This window comes from Streptomyces sp. NPDC031340, from assembly GCF_055569945.1.
Genome location: NZ_JBVIIE010000029.1, coordinates 25,017 through 44,470, shown reverse-complemented (window position 1 = coordinate 44,470; position 19,454 = coordinate 25,017). Strand labels below are relative to the sequence as shown.

16 protein-coding genes are annotated in these 19,454 nt (G+C 75.2%); 6 read left to right on the top strand and 10 right to left on the bottom strand.

From position 1 onward, the window contains the following. Positions 1-21: 21 nt before the first annotated feature. From ACZ5GT_RS22970 to ACZ5GT_RS22935, 8 genes are all read right to left on the bottom strand, one after another. The gene (locus ACZ5GT_RS22970; protein WP_469028558.1) at positions 22-1,635 is read right to left on the bottom strand and encodes an acyl-CoA synthetase; all 1,614 of its coding nucleotides are present in this window, start codon (positions 1,633-1,635) and stop codon (positions 22-24) included. Further along, entirely contained in the window at positions 1,632-2,741 is a 1,110-nt protein-coding gene (locus tag ACZ5GT_RS22965) for an NAD(P)H-dependent flavin oxidoreductase (RefSeq protein ID WP_469028556.1), read from the bottom strand. The genes ACZ5GT_RS22970 and ACZ5GT_RS22965 overlap by 4 nt, the downstream gene beginning before the upstream one ends. A 203-nt stretch (positions 2,742-2,944) precedes the next feature. Continuing rightward, positions 2,945-3,139 (bottom strand): DUF2795 domain-containing protein, encoded by a 195-nt coding sequence (locus tag ACZ5GT_RS22960; RefSeq protein ID WP_469028553.1) that lies wholly within the window; start codon positions 3,137-3,139, stop codon positions 2,945-2,947. Positions 3,140-3,288: 149 nt separating this feature from the next. Continuing rightward, on the bottom strand, positions 3,289-4,854 hold the full coding sequence (locus ACZ5GT_RS22955) for a phytoene desaturase family protein (RefSeq protein ID WP_469028550.1): 1,566 nt from the start codon (positions 4,852-4,854) through the stop codon (positions 3,289-3,291). A gap of 50 nt (positions 4,855-4,904) precedes the next feature. After that, positions 4,905-7,235 carry a serine/threonine-protein kinase gene (locus tag ACZ5GT_RS22950; protein WP_469028544.1) on the bottom strand — a complete coding sequence of 777 codons (2,331 nt, stop codon included), beginning with the start codon at positions 7,233-7,235 and terminating at the stop codon, positions 4,905-4,907. A 62-nt stretch (positions 7,236-7,297) separates the two neighbouring features. Beyond that, positions 7,298-8,143 carry an oxygenase MpaB family protein gene (locus ACZ5GT_RS22945; RefSeq protein ID WP_469028541.1) on the bottom strand — a complete coding sequence of 282 codons (846 nt, stop codon included), beginning with the start codon at positions 8,141-8,143 and terminating at the stop codon, positions 7,298-7,300. Positions 8,144-8,152: 9 nt separating this feature from the next. Then, positions 8,153-9,331 carry an acyl-CoA dehydrogenase family protein gene (locus ACZ5GT_RS22940; protein ID WP_469028537.1) on the bottom strand — a complete coding sequence of 393 codons (1,179 nt, stop codon included), beginning with the start codon at positions 9,329-9,331 and terminating at the stop codon, positions 8,153-8,155. A 105-nt stretch (positions 9,332-9,436) separates the two neighbouring features. Beyond that, positions 9,437-9,811 carry a four-helix bundle copper-binding protein gene (locus ACZ5GT_RS22935; protein WP_469028531.1) on the bottom strand — a complete coding sequence of 125 codons (375 nt, stop codon included), beginning with the start codon at positions 9,809-9,811 and terminating at the stop codon, positions 9,437-9,439. Positions 9,812-9,935: 124 nt separating this feature from the next. Between ACZ5GT_RS22935 and ACZ5GT_RS22930 the strand changes: the two genes are divergently transcribed. Beyond that, on the top strand, positions 9,936-10,334 hold the full coding sequence (locus tag ACZ5GT_RS22930; protein ID WP_469028528.1) for a ChaB family protein: 399 nt from the start codon (positions 9,936-9,938) through the stop codon (positions 10,332-10,334). 37 nt (positions 10,335-10,371) lie between these two features. Next, positions 10,372-10,737, top strand: coding sequence for a DUF6479 family protein (locus ACZ5GT_RS22925; protein ID WP_469028525.1), 366 nt, complete (start codon positions 10,372-10,374; stop codon positions 10,735-10,737). 300 nt (positions 10,738-11,037) lie between these two features. Here the strand turns inward: ACZ5GT_RS22925 and ppdK are convergent, their stop codons facing one another. Both ppdK and ACZ5GT_RS22915 read right to left on the bottom strand, forming a co-directional pair. Beyond that, positions 11,038-13,725 carry a pyruvate, phosphate dikinase gene (gene ppdK, locus ACZ5GT_RS22920; RefSeq protein WP_469028522.1) on the bottom strand — a complete coding sequence of 896 codons (2,688 nt, stop codon included), beginning with the start codon at positions 13,723-13,725 and terminating at the stop codon, positions 11,038-11,040. A gap of 10 nt (positions 13,726-13,735) precedes the next feature. Beyond that, positions 13,736-14,638, bottom strand: a complete 903-nt coding sequence (locus ACZ5GT_RS22915) for a universal stress protein (protein WP_469028517.1) — start codon at positions 14,636-14,638, stop codon at positions 13,736-13,738. 170 nt (positions 14,639-14,808) lie between these two features. Between ACZ5GT_RS22915 and ACZ5GT_RS22910 the strand changes: the two genes are divergently transcribed. The 4 genes from ACZ5GT_RS22910 to ACZ5GT_RS22895 all read left to right on the top strand — a co-directional run bounded on the left by ACZ5GT_RS22910 (position 14,809) and on the right by ACZ5GT_RS22895 (position 18,701). After that, positions 14,809-15,477 (top strand): universal stress protein, encoded by a 669-nt coding sequence (locus ACZ5GT_RS22910; RefSeq protein ID WP_469028514.1) that lies wholly within the window; start codon positions 14,809-14,811, stop codon positions 15,475-15,477. 168 nt (positions 15,478-15,645) lie between these two features. Beyond that, positions 15,646-16,152 (top strand): hydrogenase maturation protease, encoded by a 507-nt coding sequence (locus ACZ5GT_RS22905; protein WP_469028507.1) that lies wholly within the window; start codon positions 15,646-15,648, stop codon positions 16,150-16,152. Continuing rightward, complete coding sequence (gene hypF, locus ACZ5GT_RS22900; RefSeq protein WP_469028501.1) at positions 16,149-18,437, top strand: carbamoyltransferase HypF; 2,289 nt, start codon at positions 16,149-16,151, stop codon at positions 18,435-18,437. Before ACZ5GT_RS22905 ends, hypF begins: the two co-directional genes overlap by 4 nt. A 6-nt stretch (positions 18,438-18,443) precedes the next feature. Then, a complete protein-coding gene (locus ACZ5GT_RS22895) occupies positions 18,444-18,701 on the top strand; it encodes a HypC/HybG/HupF family hydrogenase formation chaperone (protein WP_469028498.1) in 258 nt (85 codons plus the stop codon). The last annotated feature ends 753 nt before the right edge of the window (positions 18,702-19,454 follow it).

Below are 19,454 nucleotides of genomic sequence, written 5' to 3'. Positions count from 1 at the left end.
CGGAGCGGACGGCGCCGCATGTCACACCGGGCGGGTGCGCCCTTTCCAGTACGGCTCGCGCAGCCGCCGCTTGTACAGCTTGCCGTTGGGGTCGCGCGGCATCTCGGGGACGAAGTCGACGCTCCTGGGCCGTTTGTAGCCGGCCAGCCGCCCGGCGCAGTGGCCGAGGATCGCGGCGGCCAGGTCCGGTCCGGGCGCGTGTCCGGGGGCCGCTTCCACGACCGCCTTGACCTCCTCGCCCCAGTCGTCGTGCGGCACGCCGAAGACGGCCGCGTCGGCGACGGCGGGGTGGGACAGCAGGACGGACTCGATCTCGGCCGGGTAGATGTTGACCCCACCCGAGATGATCATGTCGATCTTGCGGTCGCGCAGGAACAGGTAGCCGTCCTCGTCGAGGTGGCCGAGGTCGCCGACGGTGAAGAAGTCGCCGATGCGGTTCCTGCGGGTCTTGTCCTCGTCCTTGTGGTACGAGAAGCCGCCGGTGGCCATCTTCATGTAGACGGTGCCGAGTTCGCCGGGCGGCAGCCGGTTGCCGTCCTCGTCGAAGACCGCGAGTTCGCTGATCGGCCAGGCCCTGCCGACGGTGCCGGGCTTCTTCAGCCAGTCCTCCGCCGTGGCGAAGGCCCCGCCGCCCTCGCTGGCCGCGTAGTACTCCTCCACGCAGGGCCCCCACCAGTCGATCATCGCCCGCTTCACGTGGTCGGGGCAGGGCGCGGCGCCGTGGATGGCGTGCCGCATCGACGACACGTCGTAGGAGCGCCGGACCTCCTCCGGGAGGGCGAGCAGGCGGTGGAACTGGGTCGGGACCATGTGGGTGTGGGTGCACCGGTGGGCCTGGATCAGGCGCAGCATCTCCTCGGGCGTCCACTTGTCCATCAGCACGATGCGGTGGCCGATGTGCAGGGACGCGCCCGCGAACTGGAGCACGGCGGTGTGGTAGAGCGGCGAGCAGACCAGGTGGACGTTGTCGTCGAACGGCTTGACGCCGAAGATGCCGAGGAAGCCGCCGAGGTATGCCTCCTCTGGGGGTTTGCCGGGCAGCGGGCGGCGGATGCCGCGCGGGCGGCCCGTGGTGCCGGAGGTGTAGTTCATGACCCAGCCCATGGTGCGGCCCGCGGGCGGTGACTCCGGCCGTCCGTCGAGGAGTTCGCCGTACGGCCGGAAGCCCTCGGCCTCGCCGACGGCGTACCGGTGGGTGGCCGCGAGGCCCGCCTCGTCGGCCGCGTGGCGTGCGGGGTCCGCGTACCGCTCGTGGGTGATCAGCACCTTGGCGCCGGAGTCGGCGACGATCCAGGCGATCTCGGGGCCGACGAAGTGGTGGTTGACCGGCACCAGGTAGAAGCCGGCCTGGGTGGCGGCCAGGTAGGCGGTGAGGAACTCGACGCCGTTGGGCAGCACGGCGGCGAAGGCGTCGCCGCGTTCCAGGCCGGCCTCGCGCAGGCCGTGGACGAGTTGGTTGGCGGCGGCGTGCAGGCGTCCGGCGGTCCACCGCTCCCCGTCGGGGGCGATGAGGACCGTGCGGCCCGGGTCGGCGGCGGCCTGCGCCCAGAAGCCGGCGGGGGGTGTGCTCGCAGGGGGGCGCGTGGGGGTGCTCTCGGAGGTGTTCGCTGGGGTGCTCTCGGGGGTGCTCGTCATGTGCCGCTCCTTCCGGCGACGCGGTTGACGCGGTCGACGGCTTCCTCGAAGCCGCGGGTGAGGTCGTCGAAGACGGCCTGGACGCTGCGTTCGCTGGTCATCCGGCCGACGATCTGCCCGACGGGCGTGCCCAGCAGCGGTTCGACCTCGTAGCGCTGGATGCGGGAGACGGCGTCGGCGACGAGCAGCCCCTGCAGGGGCATCGGCAGCGCGCCGGGGCCCTCGGGGTCGTCCCAGGCGTCGGTCCACGCGGTGCGGAGCTGGCGGGCGGGTTTGCCGGTGAGGGCGCGGGAGCGGACGGTGTCGCCGGAGCCGGCGGCGAGCAGTTTCCGGACGAGTCCGGGGGAGGTGAGTTCGGCCTCGGTGGTGGTCAGCCAGACGGAGCCCAGCCACACGCCCTGGGCGCCGAGGGCGAGGGCGGCGGCCGCCTGCCGTCCGCTGCCGATGCCTCCGGCGGCCAGCACGGGCAGCGGGGCGACGGCGTCCACGACCTCGGGCGTGAGCACCATGGTGGCGATCTCGCCGGTGTGGCCGCCGGCCTCGTAGCCCTGCGCGACGACGACGTCGATGCCCGCCGCCTGGTGCTTGCGGGCGTGCCGGGCGCTGCCGGCGAGCGCGGCGACGAGCACGCCCCGCTCGTGCGCGCGGGCCACGACGTCGGCGGGTGGTGAGCCGAGGGCGTTGGCGAGCAGCCGGATCGGGTAGTCGAAGGCGACGTCGAGCTGGGTGCGGGCGACCTGCTCCATCCAGCCCGTGATGCGCCAGCCGGACGCCTCGCCCTCGGGCAGTTCGGGGACGCCGTACTCGGCGAGGGTGTCCTCGACGAACCGCCGGTGCCGGTCCGGGATCATCGCCTCGACGTCGGCCTCGGTGACGCCCTCGACCTTCTTCGCGGGCATGACGACGTCCAGCCCGTAGGGCCTGCCGCCGACGTGCGCCTCGATCCAGTCCAGGTCGCGCTTGAGGTCGTCGGGGGCGGTGTAGCGGACCGCGCCGAGCACGCCGAAGCCGCCGGCCCGGCTGATGGCCGCGGCGACGGCGGGGAACGGCGTGAAGCCGAAGACGGCGTGCTCGACTCCCAGTTGGTTGCTCAGCTCCGTCTGCATGAGGCGCAGGATGCCGCAGACCTCCGGACGACGGAAGACCTTTTCTGATGCTCCGTCAGATTTCTTGCGCCCCGGCGGCCCGCGGCGCCGGCGGCCACCCGGAAACGTCGAGGCGCTGGATGCCGGGTGCGGCACTCAGGGTCGGCGGCGGTGTGCGGGCCTGAGCCGCGCATCCGCCGCCGGTACGGGGGCCGAGGGCCGGCCTACTGGTTGAAGACGGCCTTCTGCACGTCGTTCGGCCCGTCGAAGCGGTCCTGCTTCAGGCCGTCGAGGCTGCTGACGATCTTCTCGTCGGCCTTGTTCTTGCGGGCCACCTCCACCAGGTGGTGCTGCTTGTCGGTGGGGTACTCCATGCCGCTGAGGGCCTTCTGCAGGTCGATCGGGCTGAGGTCCGCCATGGGAGCCTCCCTCACAAGGTCCGGAATGTCGGATTCTCCGGCCATCGGAGTGCCCCGTGGCAACGGGCACACGCGTCAGCACCGGGCGCATCTGCCGCGGCACCGGGCAAGGGGTCGCGGCACCGGGCTCAGGCGTCGTGGAGCCCCGCTCAGCCCTCTGCCGCCTCCAGCACCGCCATGGCCGCGTTGTGGCCGGGCACCCCGCTCACCCCTCCCCCGCGTACCGCGCCCGCCCCGCACAGCAGCACGTTGGCGTGCCGGGTCTCGACGCCCCAGCGCCCGGTGTCCTGGTGGGCGTAGGGCCAGGAGAGTTCGCGGTGGAAGATGTTGCCGCCGGGCAGGCGCAGGTCCCGCTCCAGGTCGAGTGGGGTCTTGGCCTCGATGCAGGGGCGGCCGTCGGCGTCGGTGGCCAGGCAGTCGGCGAGCGGCTCGGCGAGGTGGGCGTCGAGCTGGGCGAGCGTCGACGTCAGCAGTTCCTCGCGGACGGCGTCGTTGTCGCGCTCGAACAGCCGCGCCGGGGTGTGCAGGCCGAACAGGGTGAGGGTCTGCCGGCCGCGTCCGGCGAGGTCCGGGCCGAGGATGCTCGGGTCGGTCAGGGAGTGGCAGTAGATCTCGGAGGGCGGGGCGGCGGGGAGCGCGCCGGACGCGGCCTGGGCGTGGGCGGCGGCGAGCTGCTCGTAGCCCTCGGCGATGTGGAAGGTGCCGGAGAACGCCTCGCGCGGGTCGACGGAGCTGTCGCGCAGCCTCGGCAGCCGTTCGAGCAGCATGTTCACCTTCAGCTGGGCGCCCTCGGCGGGGGCGGGCGGGGTGTCGCCGGTGAGGGCGGCCAGTTCCCGCGGGGAGGCGTTCACGAGGACGTGGCGGGCGGCGGTGACGCCCTCGCCGTCGGCGGTCCGGTAGGTGATCTCCGCGCTGCGGCCGTCGGTGTCGATGCGGACCGCCTCGTGGCCGGTGGCGAGCACGGCGCCCGCCTCGTGCGCCGCGGCGGCCAGGGCGTCGGTCAGGGCGCCCATCCCGCCGACGGGCACGTCCCAGGCGCCGGTGCCGCCGCCGATCACGTGGTAGAGGAAGCAGCGGTTCTGCTTCAGGGAGGGGTCGTGGGCGTCGGCGAAGGTGCCGATGAGGGCGTCGGTGAGGACGACGCCGCGGACCAGGTCGTCGTCGAAGCGGTCCTCGATCGCCACGCCGATCGGTTCCTCGAACAGGGTCCGCCAGGCCTCCTCGTCGTCGACGCGGCGGCGCAGCTCCTCGCGGGTGGGCAGCGGTTCGGTGAGCGTGGGGAAGACCCGTTCGGCGACGCGGCCGGTCATGCCGTAGAAGCGCTGCCAGGCCAGGTACTCGCGGTCGGAACCGGTCAGCCGGGCGAAGGCCTCCCGGGTGCGCTGCTCGCCGCCGCCCACCAGCAGCCCGGTGGGCCGCCCGTCGCGCTCGGCGGGGGTGTACGACGAGACGGTGCGGGCCCGGACGCGGAAGTCCAGGCCGAGATCGCGCACGATCTTCCGCGGGAGCAGGCTGACCAGGTACGAGTAGCGCGAGAGCCGGGCGTCGACGCCGGCGAAGGGCCGGGTGGAGACCGCCGCGCCGCCGGTGTGCGCCAGCCGCTCCAGCACCAGGACGGACCGTCCGGCGCGGGCCAGGTAGGCGGCGGCGACCAGGCCGTTGTGGCCGCCGCCGACGATCACGGCGTCGTAGGCGCGTTGCTCGTGTGCGGTCATGGTCCTTGGTAGCACGCGATGATCCGGATCGGCCAGGGCGCGCCCCGGGCTCACCGGCCCGGGGCGGTTCCCCGCTGCCGCGGCGCCGCCGCCCTGCGGTACACCTCGGCCGCCTCCGCGCCCCGGCCGAGCTGCTGCAGGCAGTGCGCCTCGTCGTGGCGGGCGGCGAGCGTGTCGGGGTGGTCGGCGCCCAGGACGCGTTCGCAGGCCGCGGCCACCCGGCGGTACTCGCCCAGCGCGTCCGTCCAGCGGCCCAGCCGGCCCAGGCCGACGGCGACCTCCCGGCGGCTGACCAGGGTGTCGGGGTGGTCGGCGCCCAGCACCCGCTCGCGGACGGCGGCCACGTCGCGGGCCTCGGCGAGGGCCTCCTCCCAGTGGCCCAGGCGGCCGAGGCTGACGCCCAGGCCGTGGCGGGCGCGCAGGGTCTCGGGGTGGTCGGGGCCCTGGACGCGGGCGCGGTCGTCGACCAGGTCGCGGTAGAGCGCCAGCGCCTCGGCGGCGCGGCCGAGACGGCCGAGGCCGATGCCGGCCTCGTGGCGGGCGGCGAAGGTGTCCGGGTGGTCGGGGCCGAGGGTACGGGCACGGGCGGCGGCGACCTCCCGGTAGGTCCACAGGGCCTCCGTCCAGCGGCCCAGTCGGCCGAGCGCGCGGGCGACCTCGTAGCGGGTGACGAGGGTGTCGGGGTGCTCGGGGCCGAGCACGCGGGCGCGTGCGGCGGCCACGTCGAGGGCCGTGCGGTAGGAGTCCCGGAGGCGGCCGAGCCGGCTGAGGTTGACGGCGAGATCGTGGCGGCAGCGCAGGGTTTCCGGGTGGTCGGCGCCCAGCACCCGCTCGCGGGCGGCGAGCACCGACAGGTACACCTGGTGGGCGTCGGGGTGACGGCCCAGCCGGCCGAGCACGTACGCCATTTCCTGGCGGGCGGCGAGGGTGTCGGGGTGGTCGGCGCCGAGCGTCCGGGTCCGGGCGGCGGCGACGTGCTGGTAGGCGCGCAGGGCCTCGGCGGCGCGGCCGGCGCGGCTGAGGGCGAAGGCGGCCTGGCAGCGGCTGGCGAGCGTGTCGGGGTGGTCGGGGCCCAGCAGGCGGGCGCGCCCGGCGGCGACCGCCAGGTGCGCCTCGCCCGCCTCCTCCCACCGGCCCAGCCGCCCCAGCCTCAGCCCGGTGTCGTGCCGTCCGGCCAGCTCGGCGAGCAGGCGCGCGGGTGGCGCGGGCAGCGCGGGTGACGCGGACGGCATAGGTGGCGCGGACGGGAGCACGCTCGTGGACGGCGCCTGCGGAAGCACGCTCGTGGCCGGCGTCGGCGGGTGCTGCGGCGGGGGTCCGCCGGTGCCGGCCGCGGCGGGCCGCGGGATCCACTCGCCGGTGAGGGCGGCCCCGGGGTCCGGCGGGGCGCTGCGCGGTCCGGCTCCGACGGCCTTGTGGCCGGTGGTCATGGAGCGGGTCCAGGACGGCAGGCGCGGCTCGCGGGAGGGGACCGGCTCGGGCGGGCGGAGCACGGGATGCGGGGTCACCACGGTCGGCGGGTACGCCGGGTCGGTACGTCCCAGGGTGATGCGGCGGCCCACCTCGCGGGCGTCGGGCGGGCGTTGCTCGGGGCGCTTGGCCAGCAGGTCCAGGATGATCGTCTCGAGGTAGGCGGGGAGTTCGGCGCGCGTGCTGCGGGGCGGGCGGGGCGGGGTGTCGCGGTGGCCGACGAGGATCCCCCAGGCGTCCTCCAGGTCGAACGGCGGCGCGCCGGTGGCGATCTCGTACAGGACGCAGCCCAGCGAGTACAGGTCGCTGCGCTGGTCCACCTCGGTACCGCTGATCTGCTCCGGCGACATGTAGTGCGGGGTGCCCATGGCGACGCCCGTGCCGGCGAGCCGGGCGGTGAAGCCGATGTCATGACCCAGGCGGGCGATGCCGAAGTCGCAGATCTTCACCGTGCCGTCGGTGAGCCGCATGATGTTCGCGGGCTTCAGGTCGCGGTGCACGATGTCCTGCTCGTGGGTGTAGGCGAGGGCCGCGGCGACCTGCTCGGCGATGTCCACGACGTCGGGCACGGCCAGCGGGTGGCGCCCGTTGTCCTCCAGGAGCTGGCACAGGTCCCGGCCGTCCAGGAGTTCCATGACCAGGAACAGGACGCCGTCGGCCTCGCCGAAGTCGTGGACGACGGTCACCCCGCGGTGCTGGAGGGCGGCGGCCACGCGGGCCTCGCGGCGGAAGCGTTCCCGCAGCATGCGGGTGAAGGAGCGGTCGTGGTGGGCCCCGGGCGGCTTGAGGCACTTGACGGCGACCTGCCGGCCGAGCGATTCGTCCCGCGCGCGCCACACCTCGCCCATGCCGCCCCGCCCGATCCGCTCGATCAGCCGGTACCGGCCCTGGATGACTCTGTTGTCCCCCATCGCCCGCGATCGCCCCCGTCGCTGGTCGCCCCGCCCTCCCCCGGCCCGTCCAGTATGGCGACCTATGAGCCGACTTTGTACGGTGCGGGGCGGGAGCCGGGACCGAGCCGTGACATGGCGCGGACGATGTGTCCGGGCGGGAGTTGCCAGCGCAGCCCTGCGGGGACGCAGCGCAGCAGGGTGCCCGTGGCGCGCAGCCGGCGGGTCACGGTGGCGGGTGCGGGGGCCGCTCTGCCGTACAGCTCGTGGGCGTACGGGGGCAGGGAGCCGTACGCCAGGTGCGCCACGCGCCGCCACAGCACCTCGCGCGCCGGGACGAGGAGGGGGTGCGTCGGCGGACGGAGCAGGAAGTCGTCCACCGCGCGGGCGTCGGCGCCGGCGGCGAGCTGTGGGCGCGCCTGCTCGAAGTAGGCGGCCAGCTCCGCGCGGCTCGCGGGCACCGCGTCGGGGTCGAGGCCCACCAGGCGGGCGCTGGTGCGCTGTTCGGCGAGGTAGCGGTCGGCCGCGCGGTCGCTCAGCGGGTAGCCGGAGCGGCGCGCGATGTGCAGATAGGAGTCGATCTCGGCGCAGTGCACCCACAGCAGCAGGTCGGGTTCGTCGACGCCGTAGCGCTCGCCGGTCGCGGGGTCGGTGGCCTTCAGCAGGCTGTGGATCTTCCGCACCCGGGCGCCCGCGCGTTCGGCCTCCTCGGCGGTGCCGTAGGTGGTGGTGCCGACGAAGCCGGCGGTGCGCAGCAGGCGCCCCCAGGCGTCCTGACGGAAGTCGGAGTTCTCCATGACGCCGCGGACGGCGCGCGGGTGCAGCGCCTGGAGGTAGAGGGCGCGGATGCCGGCGACCCACATCATGGGGTCGCCGTGCATCTGCCAGGTGACGGATGCCGGACCGAACAGCCCAGGGTCGGGCGACATGTCGTCAGGCTAACGCCGGACGCGCGGCATCCCCAGGCCCAGCCAGGAGATGATCTCCCGCTGGATCTCGTTGTTGCCGCCGCCGAAGGTGAAGATGACCGCGGAGCGGTAGCCGCGTTCCAGTTCGCCCCGCAGCACCGCGCCCGCCGAGCCCTCCTTCAGGGCACCCGCCGCGCCGACGACCTCCAGCAGCCAGGCGTAGGCGTCCCGGCGGGCCTCGGAGCCGTAGACCTTCACCGCGGAGGCGTCCTGCGGGGTGAGGGTGCCGTCCTGCACGGCGCCGACCATCCGCCAGTTCAGCAGCTTCAGGGCCTCCAGCCTGGTGTGGGTCTGCGCGAGCTTGCGGCGCACCCAGGCCAGGTCGATCACCCGGCGGCCGTCGGCGAGTTTGGTCTCCGTCGCCCAGCGCTGGACGTCGTGCAGGGCGCGGACGGCCATGGTGCCGTGCGCGGCGAGGGTGACCCGCTCGTGGTTGAGCTGGTTGGTGATCAGCCGCCAGCCCTGGTTCTCGGCGCCGACGCGGCGGGAGACGGGCACCCGGACGTCCTCGTAGTGGCTCGCCGTGGTGTCGTGGCCGGCGAGGGTGTGGATGAGGGTGCAGGAGTAGCCCGGGTCGGTGGTCGGCACCAGCAGCATGGTGATGCCCTTGTGCGGCGGGGCGTCCGGGTCGGTGCGGGTGGCCAGCCAGACCCAGTCCGCGGTGTCGCCGTTGGTGGTCCAGATCTTCTGGCCGTTGACGACGTACTCGTCGCCGTCACGCACCGCGCGGGTCCGGAGGGAGGCCAGGTCGGTGCCGGCGCCGGGCTCGCTGTAGCCGATCGCGAAGTCGATCTCGCCGGCGAGGATCCGGGGCAGGAAGTGGGCCTTCTGCTCGTCGGTGCCGAACTGCATGATCGTCGGGCCGACCGTGTTGAGCGCCATCAGCGGCAGCGGCACGCCCGCCTGGGCCGCCTCGTCGAAGAAGATGAACTGTTCCATCGCGGTCAGCCCGCGCCCGCCGTACTCCCGGGGCCAGCCCACGCCGAGCCAGCCGTCGGCGCCCAGGCGCCGGACGGTGTCGCGGTAGAAGCGCTTCTGGGCGGCGGCGTCACCGTGGCGGGCGACGGCGTCGTCCGGCATCAGGCCGGCGAAGTAGGCGCGCAGTTCGGTGCGCAGCCGCTGCTGCTCGGGCGTGTATGCGAGGTGCACGGCGCCTCCAGGCTTCCCAGGCCGGTACTGACGGCGCACACGGTAGAACGTGTTCCAGAAATAGGGAATGGCGGTGCCGCTTCGGGCGGGGTCATTCGGGCGGGGTCAGTTCAGCACCGTGAGGAACTCGGTGCAGGCCCGGGCGCAGTCCCGGCAGGCCCGCGCGCCCTCCTCGGCGCCCGGGACGGCGTCGAAGACGTGGGCCGACTCCAGGCACACCGTGCGGCACCACTCCACCTGGATGCGCATGCCGGCCTCGTCCAGGCCGTTCTGCTCGGACAGCGCACGGCAGGTCGCGTCGCACACCTCGGCGCACAGGATGCCCTTGCGCCGTACTTTCTCCTGCTCCTCCGTTCCGTCCGGATCCACCAGGCCGGCGCGCAGCGCGCAGGCCCGCGCGCACTCGGTGCACGCCTGGGCGCACGCGAAGCGGTCCTCCAGGAACCGGAAGAGCTCCTGCTGGGATGTCGTCGAAGTCACGCGGTCCGGGTAGCCCGGTGCGGATGCCGTCAAACCGGCGTTCGGCGGGCCCGCGCGGGTTCTTCCGGCCCGCCGCCGGGCACCCGTGCCCCTGGGCGGACCACGGCTGACGGAGGTGGACGCGATGCCCGGACGACAGGAACTCCCCTCGACCCTGGAGCGCTCGTCCGACGGCGCCCAGCGGACCTGGATCAAGGCGCACGACTCGGCGGTCGAGCAGTACGGCGAGGGCGAGCGCGCCCACCGGGTGGCGTACGGCGCGCTGAAGCACATGTACGAGAAGGTCGGCGACCACTGGGAGCGCAAGGAGGGCGGCCGCAAGGGCCCCTCCGACGAGCGGTCGGAGCGGCCCCGGCAGCAGGGCGGCCGCAGTGGCGAGGGCGTCGACGAGCAGGCCTCGAAGCGGCACCTGTACGACATCGCCAGGCGGCTGGACGTCGGCGGGCGGTCCCGGATGTCGAAGGCGCAGCTGCTCGACGCGATCCGGAAGGCCAACCGCGCGGAGACCCGCCGGGCGAGGTGAGCCGGTTCACGCCGGGGACCGGGGGTACCCGCACGCCATGAACAGCGCATCGATGGACATCGCCGCGGGCAGCGGCGCACTGGCGACCGGGCTGATCGTGGCGGCGGTCGCTCTCGTCGCCCTGCTGATCGGCGCCTTCTGGATGGGAATCCGCGTACGGCGCCGTGAGCCGGGGCCCCCGGACCCCGCCGAGCAGCCGCGGCTCCCCGAGGAGGGGCCGGTCCGCGAGGTGCGGGAGCACCGGGAGCCCGACGAGGTGCCCCGCGGCGACCGCCGGCTCACCCCGCACGAGATGCCGGGCCACGGCAACTCCCCGACCCGGACGGGTTCGGCGCAGGAGCGGCCCCGCTGGAGCGAGGGCAGCAGCGGTTCCTTCGGCAGCGGGGGGCCTGGCGGCGGCTGAACGGTGCCGGGGTGATGCCTTCGGCCGGGCACGGCGGCGTGGTGGGTGGTTGCGCAGTACCCCGCGCCCCTTGCGGGGCCCACACACCGTAGGCCGGCCGCGGCAGCGTCATGGCCGGTCGCGCAGTTCCCCGCGCCCCTTGCGGGGCCCACACACCGTCGATCGGCCGCGGCAGCGTCATGGCCGGTCGCGCAGTTCCCCGCGCCCCTTGCGGGGCCCACACGCCGTCGGCCGGGCGCGGCAGCGTCGTGGGCGGTCGCGCGGTTCCCCCCGCCCCTTGGGGGCGGGGGGATGGGCTGTTTATCGGGTGTCGCTGGTTTTTGTGGTTTCGGTCAGGGATGCGCGTCCTGCTTCCAGGCGGGCGGCCGGGATGCGGAACGGCGAGCAGGAGACGTAGTCCAGGCCCGCGCGGTGGAAGAAGTGGATGGAGTCCGGGTCTCCGCCGTGCTCGCCGCACACGCCCGTCTGCAGTCCGGGGTTGACCGCCCGGCCGGCCTCGACGGCGATCTCGACGAGCCGTCCGACGCCCTCCTGGTCGATCGTCTCGAACGGGGACACCTCGAAGACGCCCTTCTCCAGGTACAGCGGGAAGAAGGAGGCCTCCGCGTCGTCCCGGGACAGGCCCCAGGTGGTCTGGGTGAGATCGTTGGTGCCGAAGGAGAAGAAGTCGGCGGTCGCGGCGATCCTCCCCGCGGTGAGCGCCGCCCTGGGCAGCTCGATCATGGTGCCGATCGGGCAGTCCAGCTCGGTGCCGGTCTCCGCGGCGACCTCGGCGAGGACGCGCTCCGCCTCGGCGCGGGCCAGCCGCAGCTCCTCGACCGTCCCGACCAGCGGGATCATGATCTCGGCCTTCGGGTCACCGCCCGCGCGCAGCCGTGCGGTCGCGGCCTCGGCGACGGCCCGCACCTGCATGGCCATCAGGCCCGGCACCGCCAGCCCCAGCCGCACGCCGCGCAGGCCCAGCATCGGGTTCTGCTCGTGCATGCGCTCGACGGCGGCGAGCAGCTCGCGGTCGCGCGGGTCCGGGTGCTCGGCCTCGGCCAGGCGGACGGCGAGTTCCGTGCGGTCGGGCAGGAACTCGTGCAGCGGCGGGTCGAGCAGCCGGATCGTCACCGGCAGCCCGTCCATGGCCTCCAGGATCTTCGTGAAGTCCTCGCGCTGCAGCGGCAGCAGCGCCGCCAGGGCCTCCTCGCGGGCGGCGTCCTCACGGGCCAGGATCATCGCCTCGACCAGGGCCCGGCGCTCGCCGAGGAACATGTGCTCGGTACGGCACAGCCCGATGCCCTGCGCGCCGAGAGCGCGGGCGCGTACGGCGTCCTCGGGAGTGTCGGCGTTGGCCCGCACCTGGAGGCGGCGCACCGAATCGGCGTGCCCGAGCGCGCCGAGCACCGCTTCGGTCAGCGGGCCCTCGGCGGCCGAGGTCTCCAGCGCGTGGCCCACCTCGGACGCGGTGAGCGGCAGTTCACCGAGGTGCACGGTGCCGGCGGTGCCGTCGACGGAGACGACGTCGCCCTCGTCGACGACGGTGCCCTCCGCAGTGGTGAAGCGGCGGGCGGCCGTGTCGACGGCGAGGGCCTCGGCGCCGCACACGCAGACCTTGCCCATGCCTCGCGCGACGACGGCGGCGTGGCTGGTCTTGCCGCCCCGGCTGGTCAGCACCGCCTGCGCGGCGATCATGCCGGGCAGGTCGTCGGGCGTGGTCTCCCGGCGGACCAGTACCACCTGCTCGCCGGCCGCGGCACGGCGTACCGCCTCGGCGGAGTCGAAGACGACGGCGCCCACCGCGGCGCCCGGCGAGGCGGGCACGCCGTGGGCCAGGGGCACGTCGTCGGAGGTGGTGCGGAAGCGGGGGAACATCAGCCGGGTCAGTTCGGCGCCGCTGACCCGGACCAGCGCCTCGTCCTCGGTGACGGTGCCCTCCTCGCGCAGGTCGTGCGCGATGCGGAAGGCGGCCTCGGCGGTGCGCTTGCCGACGCGGGTCTGCAGGATCCACAGCTTGCCGCGCTCGACCGTGAACTCGACGTCGCACAGGTCGCGGTAGTGGTCCTCCAGGGTGTGCAGGTGGTCGCCGAGCTCGTCGTAGGCGCGCTCGTTCAGGTTCTTCAGCTCGCTCAGCGGCAGGGCGTCCCGCACGCCGGCGACGACGTCCTCGCCCTGCGCGTCGGGCAGGTAGTCGCCGTACACGCCGCGTTCGCCGGTGGCGGGGTCGCGGGTGAAAGCGACGCCGGTGCCCGAGTCGGGACCGAGGTTGCCGAACACCATCGCCTGGACGTTGACGGCGGTGCCGAGGTCCTCGGAGATGTGCTCGCGCTGACGGTAGACGCGGGCGCGCTCGGTGTTCCAGGAGTCGAAGACGGCGCGGATGGCGCGGGAGAGCTGCTCGGCGGGGTCCTGCGGGAAGTCCTCGCCGGTCTCCTCGCGGATGATGGCCTTGAACTCCTCGGTGATCTCGGCGAGCTCACCGGCGTCCAGCAGGTGGTCGTCGGCGACCGCGCGCCGGGTCTTGTGCGCGGCGAGGGCGTGCTCGAACAGCTCACCGTCCACGCCCATCACGGTGTGCCCGAACATCTGCACGAGCCTGCGGTAGGAGTCCCAGGCGAACCTCTCCTGCCCGGAGGCCTTGGCGATCCCGGCGACCGACTCGTCGTTGAGGCCGATGTCGAGGATCGTCTCCATCATGCCGGGCATCGAGAACCGGGCGCCCGAGCGCACGGACACCAGCAGGGGGTCGTCGGGCGCGCCGAGGGTGCGCCCCATGGCCTGCTCCAGGCCGGCCAGCGCCTGGGCGGCCTCGACCGCGAGTTCGGGCGGCTCCTCGCCGGTCTTCAGGTAGACCTTGCAGGCGTCGGTGGTGACGGTGAATCCGGGCGGGACGGGCAGACCGATCCGCGTCATCTCGGCGAGTCCGGCGCCCTTGCCGCCGAGCAGGGCGGCCATGTCGCGACCGCCCTCGGCGAATGCGTACACGTACTTCATCGGCTTGCTCATGGAAGCCCTCTCAGAAATGGGGCACGACGGCCACGGGGCAGCCGACGTGTTGGATGGCGGCGTGGGCGACGGGGCCGGTGCGCGGACCCGCCGGGCGTTCGGTGGCGTGGTGGCCGACGACGAGCAGGCTCGCGCCGGAGGCGGCCCGCACCAGCACGGACTGCGGGCGGCCATCGGTCACGGTCTCGACGACCTCGACGTCGGGGTACTTCTCGCGCCAGACCTGGAGGACGGCGGTCAGGAAGCCGAGCCATTCCGCCGCCTGCTGCACCCCGCCCAGCAGGCCCGTCTCGGCCGGGCCCAGCCCGATCGGGGAGGGCTGCTGCCAGGCGTGCACGACCCTCAGGCGCGCGGCGCGCGTCCGGGCCGCCTCGAAGGCGAACTCGATCACCTCGTCGCAGGCGTCGCCGAGGTCGACGCCCAGCACGACGTCCCGGTACCCGGTATCGGTGGACGGGCCCCCGTCGTCGTCGGGAAGGTGCTCGTCGGCGGCCTCCTCGCCGGCCCGGACCAGGACGACGGGCCTCTCCGCCCGCGCCACCACGCCCAGGGCGACGGAGCCGACCAGGAACCCGGTGAAGCCGCTCAGCCCGCGCGAGCCCACCACCAGCAGGTCGGCCTCCTGCGCCGCCTTCAGCAGGGCGGCGGTCGCGGGGCCCTCCGTCTGCTCCTCCTCCAGCCGCAGACCGGGGCAGGCAGGGCGGATCCGGTCCTCCGCCTCTCTCAGGACACGGCGGGCCAGATGCCGCCGCGCGGCGCCGGCGGGATCGTCGCCGTCCGGGCGGGGGCGCCAGTTCCAGGCGTGCACCAGGCGCAGCGGCCGGCCTCGTCGTACGGCCTCGCGGGCCGCCCACTCGGCGGCGGCGAGGCTCTCGGCCGATCCGTCGACTCCGGCGATCACGGGGGGAAGCATGTGCGCACCTCCTGCGCTCGGCGAGCTCTCCATGCCAGCGTCGGCCCGCGGCCGGGCGTCAGGTATGGGCCGCCAGGGCTCGAAGCGGGACCGTTCGGCCCCTGAGCGGCGCGGCCGGCCGGCGGCCAATGTGGAATTCTGAACTCCCCTTCGCGGAAAGGCGGGAAGCCATGGAGCGAATGATCGTCGCCGGTGCGGACGCGTCGGCGGCCGGTTGCGCGGCGGCCTACTGGGCCGTGCGGGAGGCTGAGCTGCGAGGGGTGCTGTTGCGCGTGGTGCCGGTGGTGACGGCCGACGGCCCGGACGCCGTGCGCATCCTGGGCGACGGCGCGGAACTGGTCGTGGTGGGCCTTTCCCCGGCCGCCGCGGGCACCACCGCGGCGGCGCTGGTGGAGCGGGCGACGCGCCCGGTGGTGCTGGTGCCCGGGACGCCGTCGAAGCCCGGCCGGGTGACCGTCGGTCTCGACGCCCGCGACCCCGCGGAGGGTGTGCTCACGTTCGCGTTCGAGGCGGCCCGGCTGCACCGGGCGATCCTGCACGCGGTGCACGCCTGGACGCTGCCCGAAGAGGCCACCGACTGGCTGTTCACCGTCGCGCACGACGAGCGGGCCACCTGGGAGGACCAGGAGGTGCAGCGGCTGTCCGACGCCCTGCGGCCGTGGCGCACCCGGTTCCCGGACGTCGACGTGCTGCAGGACGTCGTGCTGCTCGCCCCCGAGGAGGCCCTCAGTCACGCCTCCGGCAACGCCGGGCTGGTGGTCCTCGGCCGCCGCTCCGGCGGCACCGCCCTCGCCCTGCTGCGCAGCGCCCGCTGCCCCGTCGCCGTGGTGCCGGCGTAGGGACCGGTGACGCGCGCGGCCCGGCGGGCGCCGCCGCGCCCGGGCGCCCTGTCCCCGCCTCGGTCCGGGGCGCCGGTCTCCGCCCTGGTCGCGGTGAGGAGGATCGGCCCCGGTGGGGGGTCGTTCGGCCCCTGTGGGTTCGCGGCCGTCCGGCACACGGTGAAGGGCATGAGGACGCACAGGGGCACCGCGGTCATCGGCGTCGGCAACGACTTCCGGCGCGACGACGGCGTGGGCTGGACCGTGGTGGCCCGGCTGCGGGAGCGGGCCGCCGGGCGTCCCGACGCGCCGGACACCGTCTTCGCCACCTGTGACGGCGACCCGGGCCGGCTGATCGGCCTGTGGGAGGGCGCCGACCTGGCCGTGGTCGTGGACGCGGCGCACGCCCATCCGGGCACCCCCGGCCGCGTGCACCGCCTCGAAGTGGACGGCGGGCACCTCGCGGCGCCGTCCGCCACCAGCACCCACGGGCTGGGCCTGGGCGAGGCCGTCGAGCTCGCCCGCGTCCTCGGCCTGCTGCCGGAGCGGCTGGTCGTCTACGCCGTCGAGGGCGCCGACTGCGACTTCGGCACCGGCCTGTCCCCCGCCGTCGCGGCCGCCGTGGAACCCCTGGCCGACGCGGTCGAGGACGAGCTCGCCCACCGCCCGGACGAGGCGGCGAGGAGGCGGGCATGACCGTACGGCGCTTCCACGTCGAGGGCATCGTCCAGGGCGTCGGGTTCCGGCCGTTCGTGTACCGCACCGCGGCCCTGCTCGGTCTGGACGGCTGGGTGGCCAACGTCGACGGGCACGTGGAGGGCGAGGTCGCCGGGCCCGAACGGGCCGTCGAGGAGTTCGCGGTCCGGCTGCGGACCGGGGCCCCGGCGCTGGCCCGGGTGCGCCGGGTCCGGCTGACCGACGACCCCCGCGGGCCAGCCCCCCGCCCGGGGTTCCGGGTGCGCGACAGCGCGCCCGCCGCCGCGGACCGGGCGGCGCGGGAGATCCCGCCGGACGCCGCGATCTGCGACGCCTGTCTGCGCGAGCTGCGCGACCCCCGCGACCGCCGGCACCGCTATCCGTTCATCAACTGCACCGACTGCGGGCCGCGCGCCACGATCATCGAGGACCTTCCGTACGACCGCGTCCGCACCACCATGCGCCGCTTCCCGCTGTGCCGGGCCTGCGCCGCCGAGTACGCCGACCCGGCCGACCGCCGCTTCCACGCCGAGCCCGTCGCCTGCCCGGCCTGCGGGCCCAGGCTGGCCTGGGAGGAACTGCGCGGCGAGGACGCGCTGCGGGCGGCGGTGAAGACGGTCGCCGACGGCGGGATCGTCGCGCTGAAGGGCCTCGGCGGCTACCAGCTGGTGTGCGACGCGGGCGACCCGGCGGCCGTGGCGGAACTGCGGCGGCGCAAGCGCCGCCCGGCGAAGCCGTTCGCCGTGATGGTCCCCGACCTCGCCACGGCGCGCCGGCTGGCCCTGGTCGGCGCGGGCGAACTCGAGGCGCTGACGGCCCCGGAGCGGCCCGTGGTGCTGCTGGCCCGGCGCCGGCGGCGGGGCACGCCCGCGCCGGTGCGCGAGGTGCATCCGGGCCTGCGCCGGATCGGCCTGTTCCTGCCCACCACCGGCCTGCACCATCTGCTGCTGGACGGACTCGCCCGACCGCTCGTGGTCACCAGCGGCAATCTCAGCGACGAGCCCATAGCGGTCGACGACGCCGACGCCCGCCGCGCGCTGGCCGGCATCGCCGACGGCTTCCTCACCCACGACCGGCCCATCCGCTCCCGGTACGACGACTCGGTGGTGCAGTTCGCCGGACGCACCCGGATCACCGTCCGGCGGGCCCGCGGGCTGGCCCCCGCGCCGCTGCCGCTGGCCGTGCGGGAGCCGGTCGCGGGGGCCGGCGCCCAGCTCAAGCACACCTTCACGCTGGCCGCCGACGGCCGCGCCCACCTGGGCCCGCACACCGGCGACCTGGCCGACCCGGCGGTCCACGACGCGTTCCTGGCGTCGTACGACCACCTCCGGCGGCTCACCGGCATCGAGCCCGCGGCGGTCGCCCACGACCTGCACCCCGGCTATCTGTCGACCCGGTGGGCCACGGCGCAGCCGGTGCGGCGGATCGCCGTCCAGCACCACCACGCGCACGTCGCGGCCTGCGCGGCCGAGCACGGGGTGCGCGGCCGGTTCCTCGGAGTGGCCTACGACGGTCTGGGCCTCGGGGACGACGGCACCCTGTGGGGCGGCGAGATCCTGCTGGCCGACCTGACCGGCTACCGGCGCGTGGGCCGGTTCGCGACCGCGCCGCTGCCCGGCGGCGACGCCGCGGTACGGCGTCCGGCGCGCACGGCCCTCGGCCGGCTGTTCGGCGGGGAGGCGCTCGGGGCGCCCGCGCCCGGCCCGCTGCTGACCCGGCACTTCACCGGCCGGCTCGACCCCGCCGAGGTGGCCGGGGTACGCGCCATGGTCGCCCGGGACGTCAACTGCCCGCGCGCGTCCAGCGCCGGACGGCTGTTCGACACGGTCGCCGCCCTGCTGGGCCTGTGCGACCGGACCGGTTACGAGGGCGAGGCGGCCGTCCTGCTGGAGGCCGCGGCGGGCGCCGAGCACGCCGTACCGCTCGCCCACCGCGTGGTGCGGGTGCGGGACCTGTGGGTGTACGACCCCGCGCCCACCCTCGCGGACCTGTTGGAGCGGCAGCTCGCCGGGGAGCCGGTGGCGCGCCTGGCGGCCGCCTTCCACCTCACGCTCGGGATCGTCACGGCCGAACTCGTCGGCCGGGCCGTGGCCGACGGCGCGCCGCGCACGGTGTGCCTGGGCGGCGGCTGCTTCGTCAACCGGAGGCTGCTGACGGAGGTCAAGCGCCGGCTGCACGCGCAGGGGCTGCGGGTGGTGGCCGGCGGCCAGGTCCCCGTCGGGGACGGCGGCATCAGCTACGGCCAGGCGGCGGTGGCGGCCGCACGGCTGGCCGGAGAGAGGTGAGCACGCATGTGTCTGGGCATCCCGGGCCGGGTCGTCGAGATCCACGACGACGCGGGCCTGCGCATGGCCACGGTCGACTTCGGCGGGGTGCGGCGCGAGGTCTGCCTCAGCTGCACCCCCGACGCGGACGCCGGGTCGTACGTCATCGTGCACGTCGGTTTCGCCATCACCCGGGTCGACGAGGCGGAGGCCCACCGGACGCTGCAGGTGCTGCGGTCGATGGCGGGAGCGGTGGAGGGCGAACTGGGCGAACCACTCCCGTAGCGGCTCCCCGCCACACCGGACGTCGCGGCCCCCGCCCGCACCGGTCGTGGGCGGAGGACCCGCCGCACCGGTCGTGGGCGGAGACCCGCCCGCACGGGTCGCTGGCGAGACCCGCGCCGACAGCCGGTCGGTGCCTGGGTACACGGGCGCCGGTCCGCACCTCGGGGTGCGCCGGTTGCCGGCCGACACGGGACAAGCGCGCACCGCCGACGCGGATACCGCCGCCGCCGACGCCCGCTCGCCCGCCCGCCCGCCCGGCAGGAGACCAGCCCGCATGAGGGACAGCGCCCTTCGGCGCACGTCGGCGGTCCGGATGCGGTCGGCACGGGCAACAGGCTCGGTCGGCCCGGACCGGCCGGTACCTCCGGGTGCGCGGGCGCCGGTCGGCACAGAGAGCGGCGCAGCGCGCACCGCCGACGCGGCATCCCGCCGTCGAGCCACCCACGGCCGGGAGACCGACCCGCAGGAAGAGACCTGCGCCCACCACGGCCGCCGGACGCCCGGCGGCGGGGATCCGGTCGGCGCGGGGAGCGGCGCGGACGGGCGGCGCGGTGTCCCGCCGTCGGCGGTCGCGCGCCTGCGGGCGGGAGACCGGCGCGCACCAGGGACAGGGGCCGTCGGCGGTGGGAATCCGGTCGGCACGGGGAGCAGGGCCGACGCGGTACCCCGCCGTCGAGCGGCTCGCGGCCAGGAAACCGACCGGCGCACGCCGACGGTGAGGATCCGGTCGGCACGGGGAGCAGGGCCGGTCGG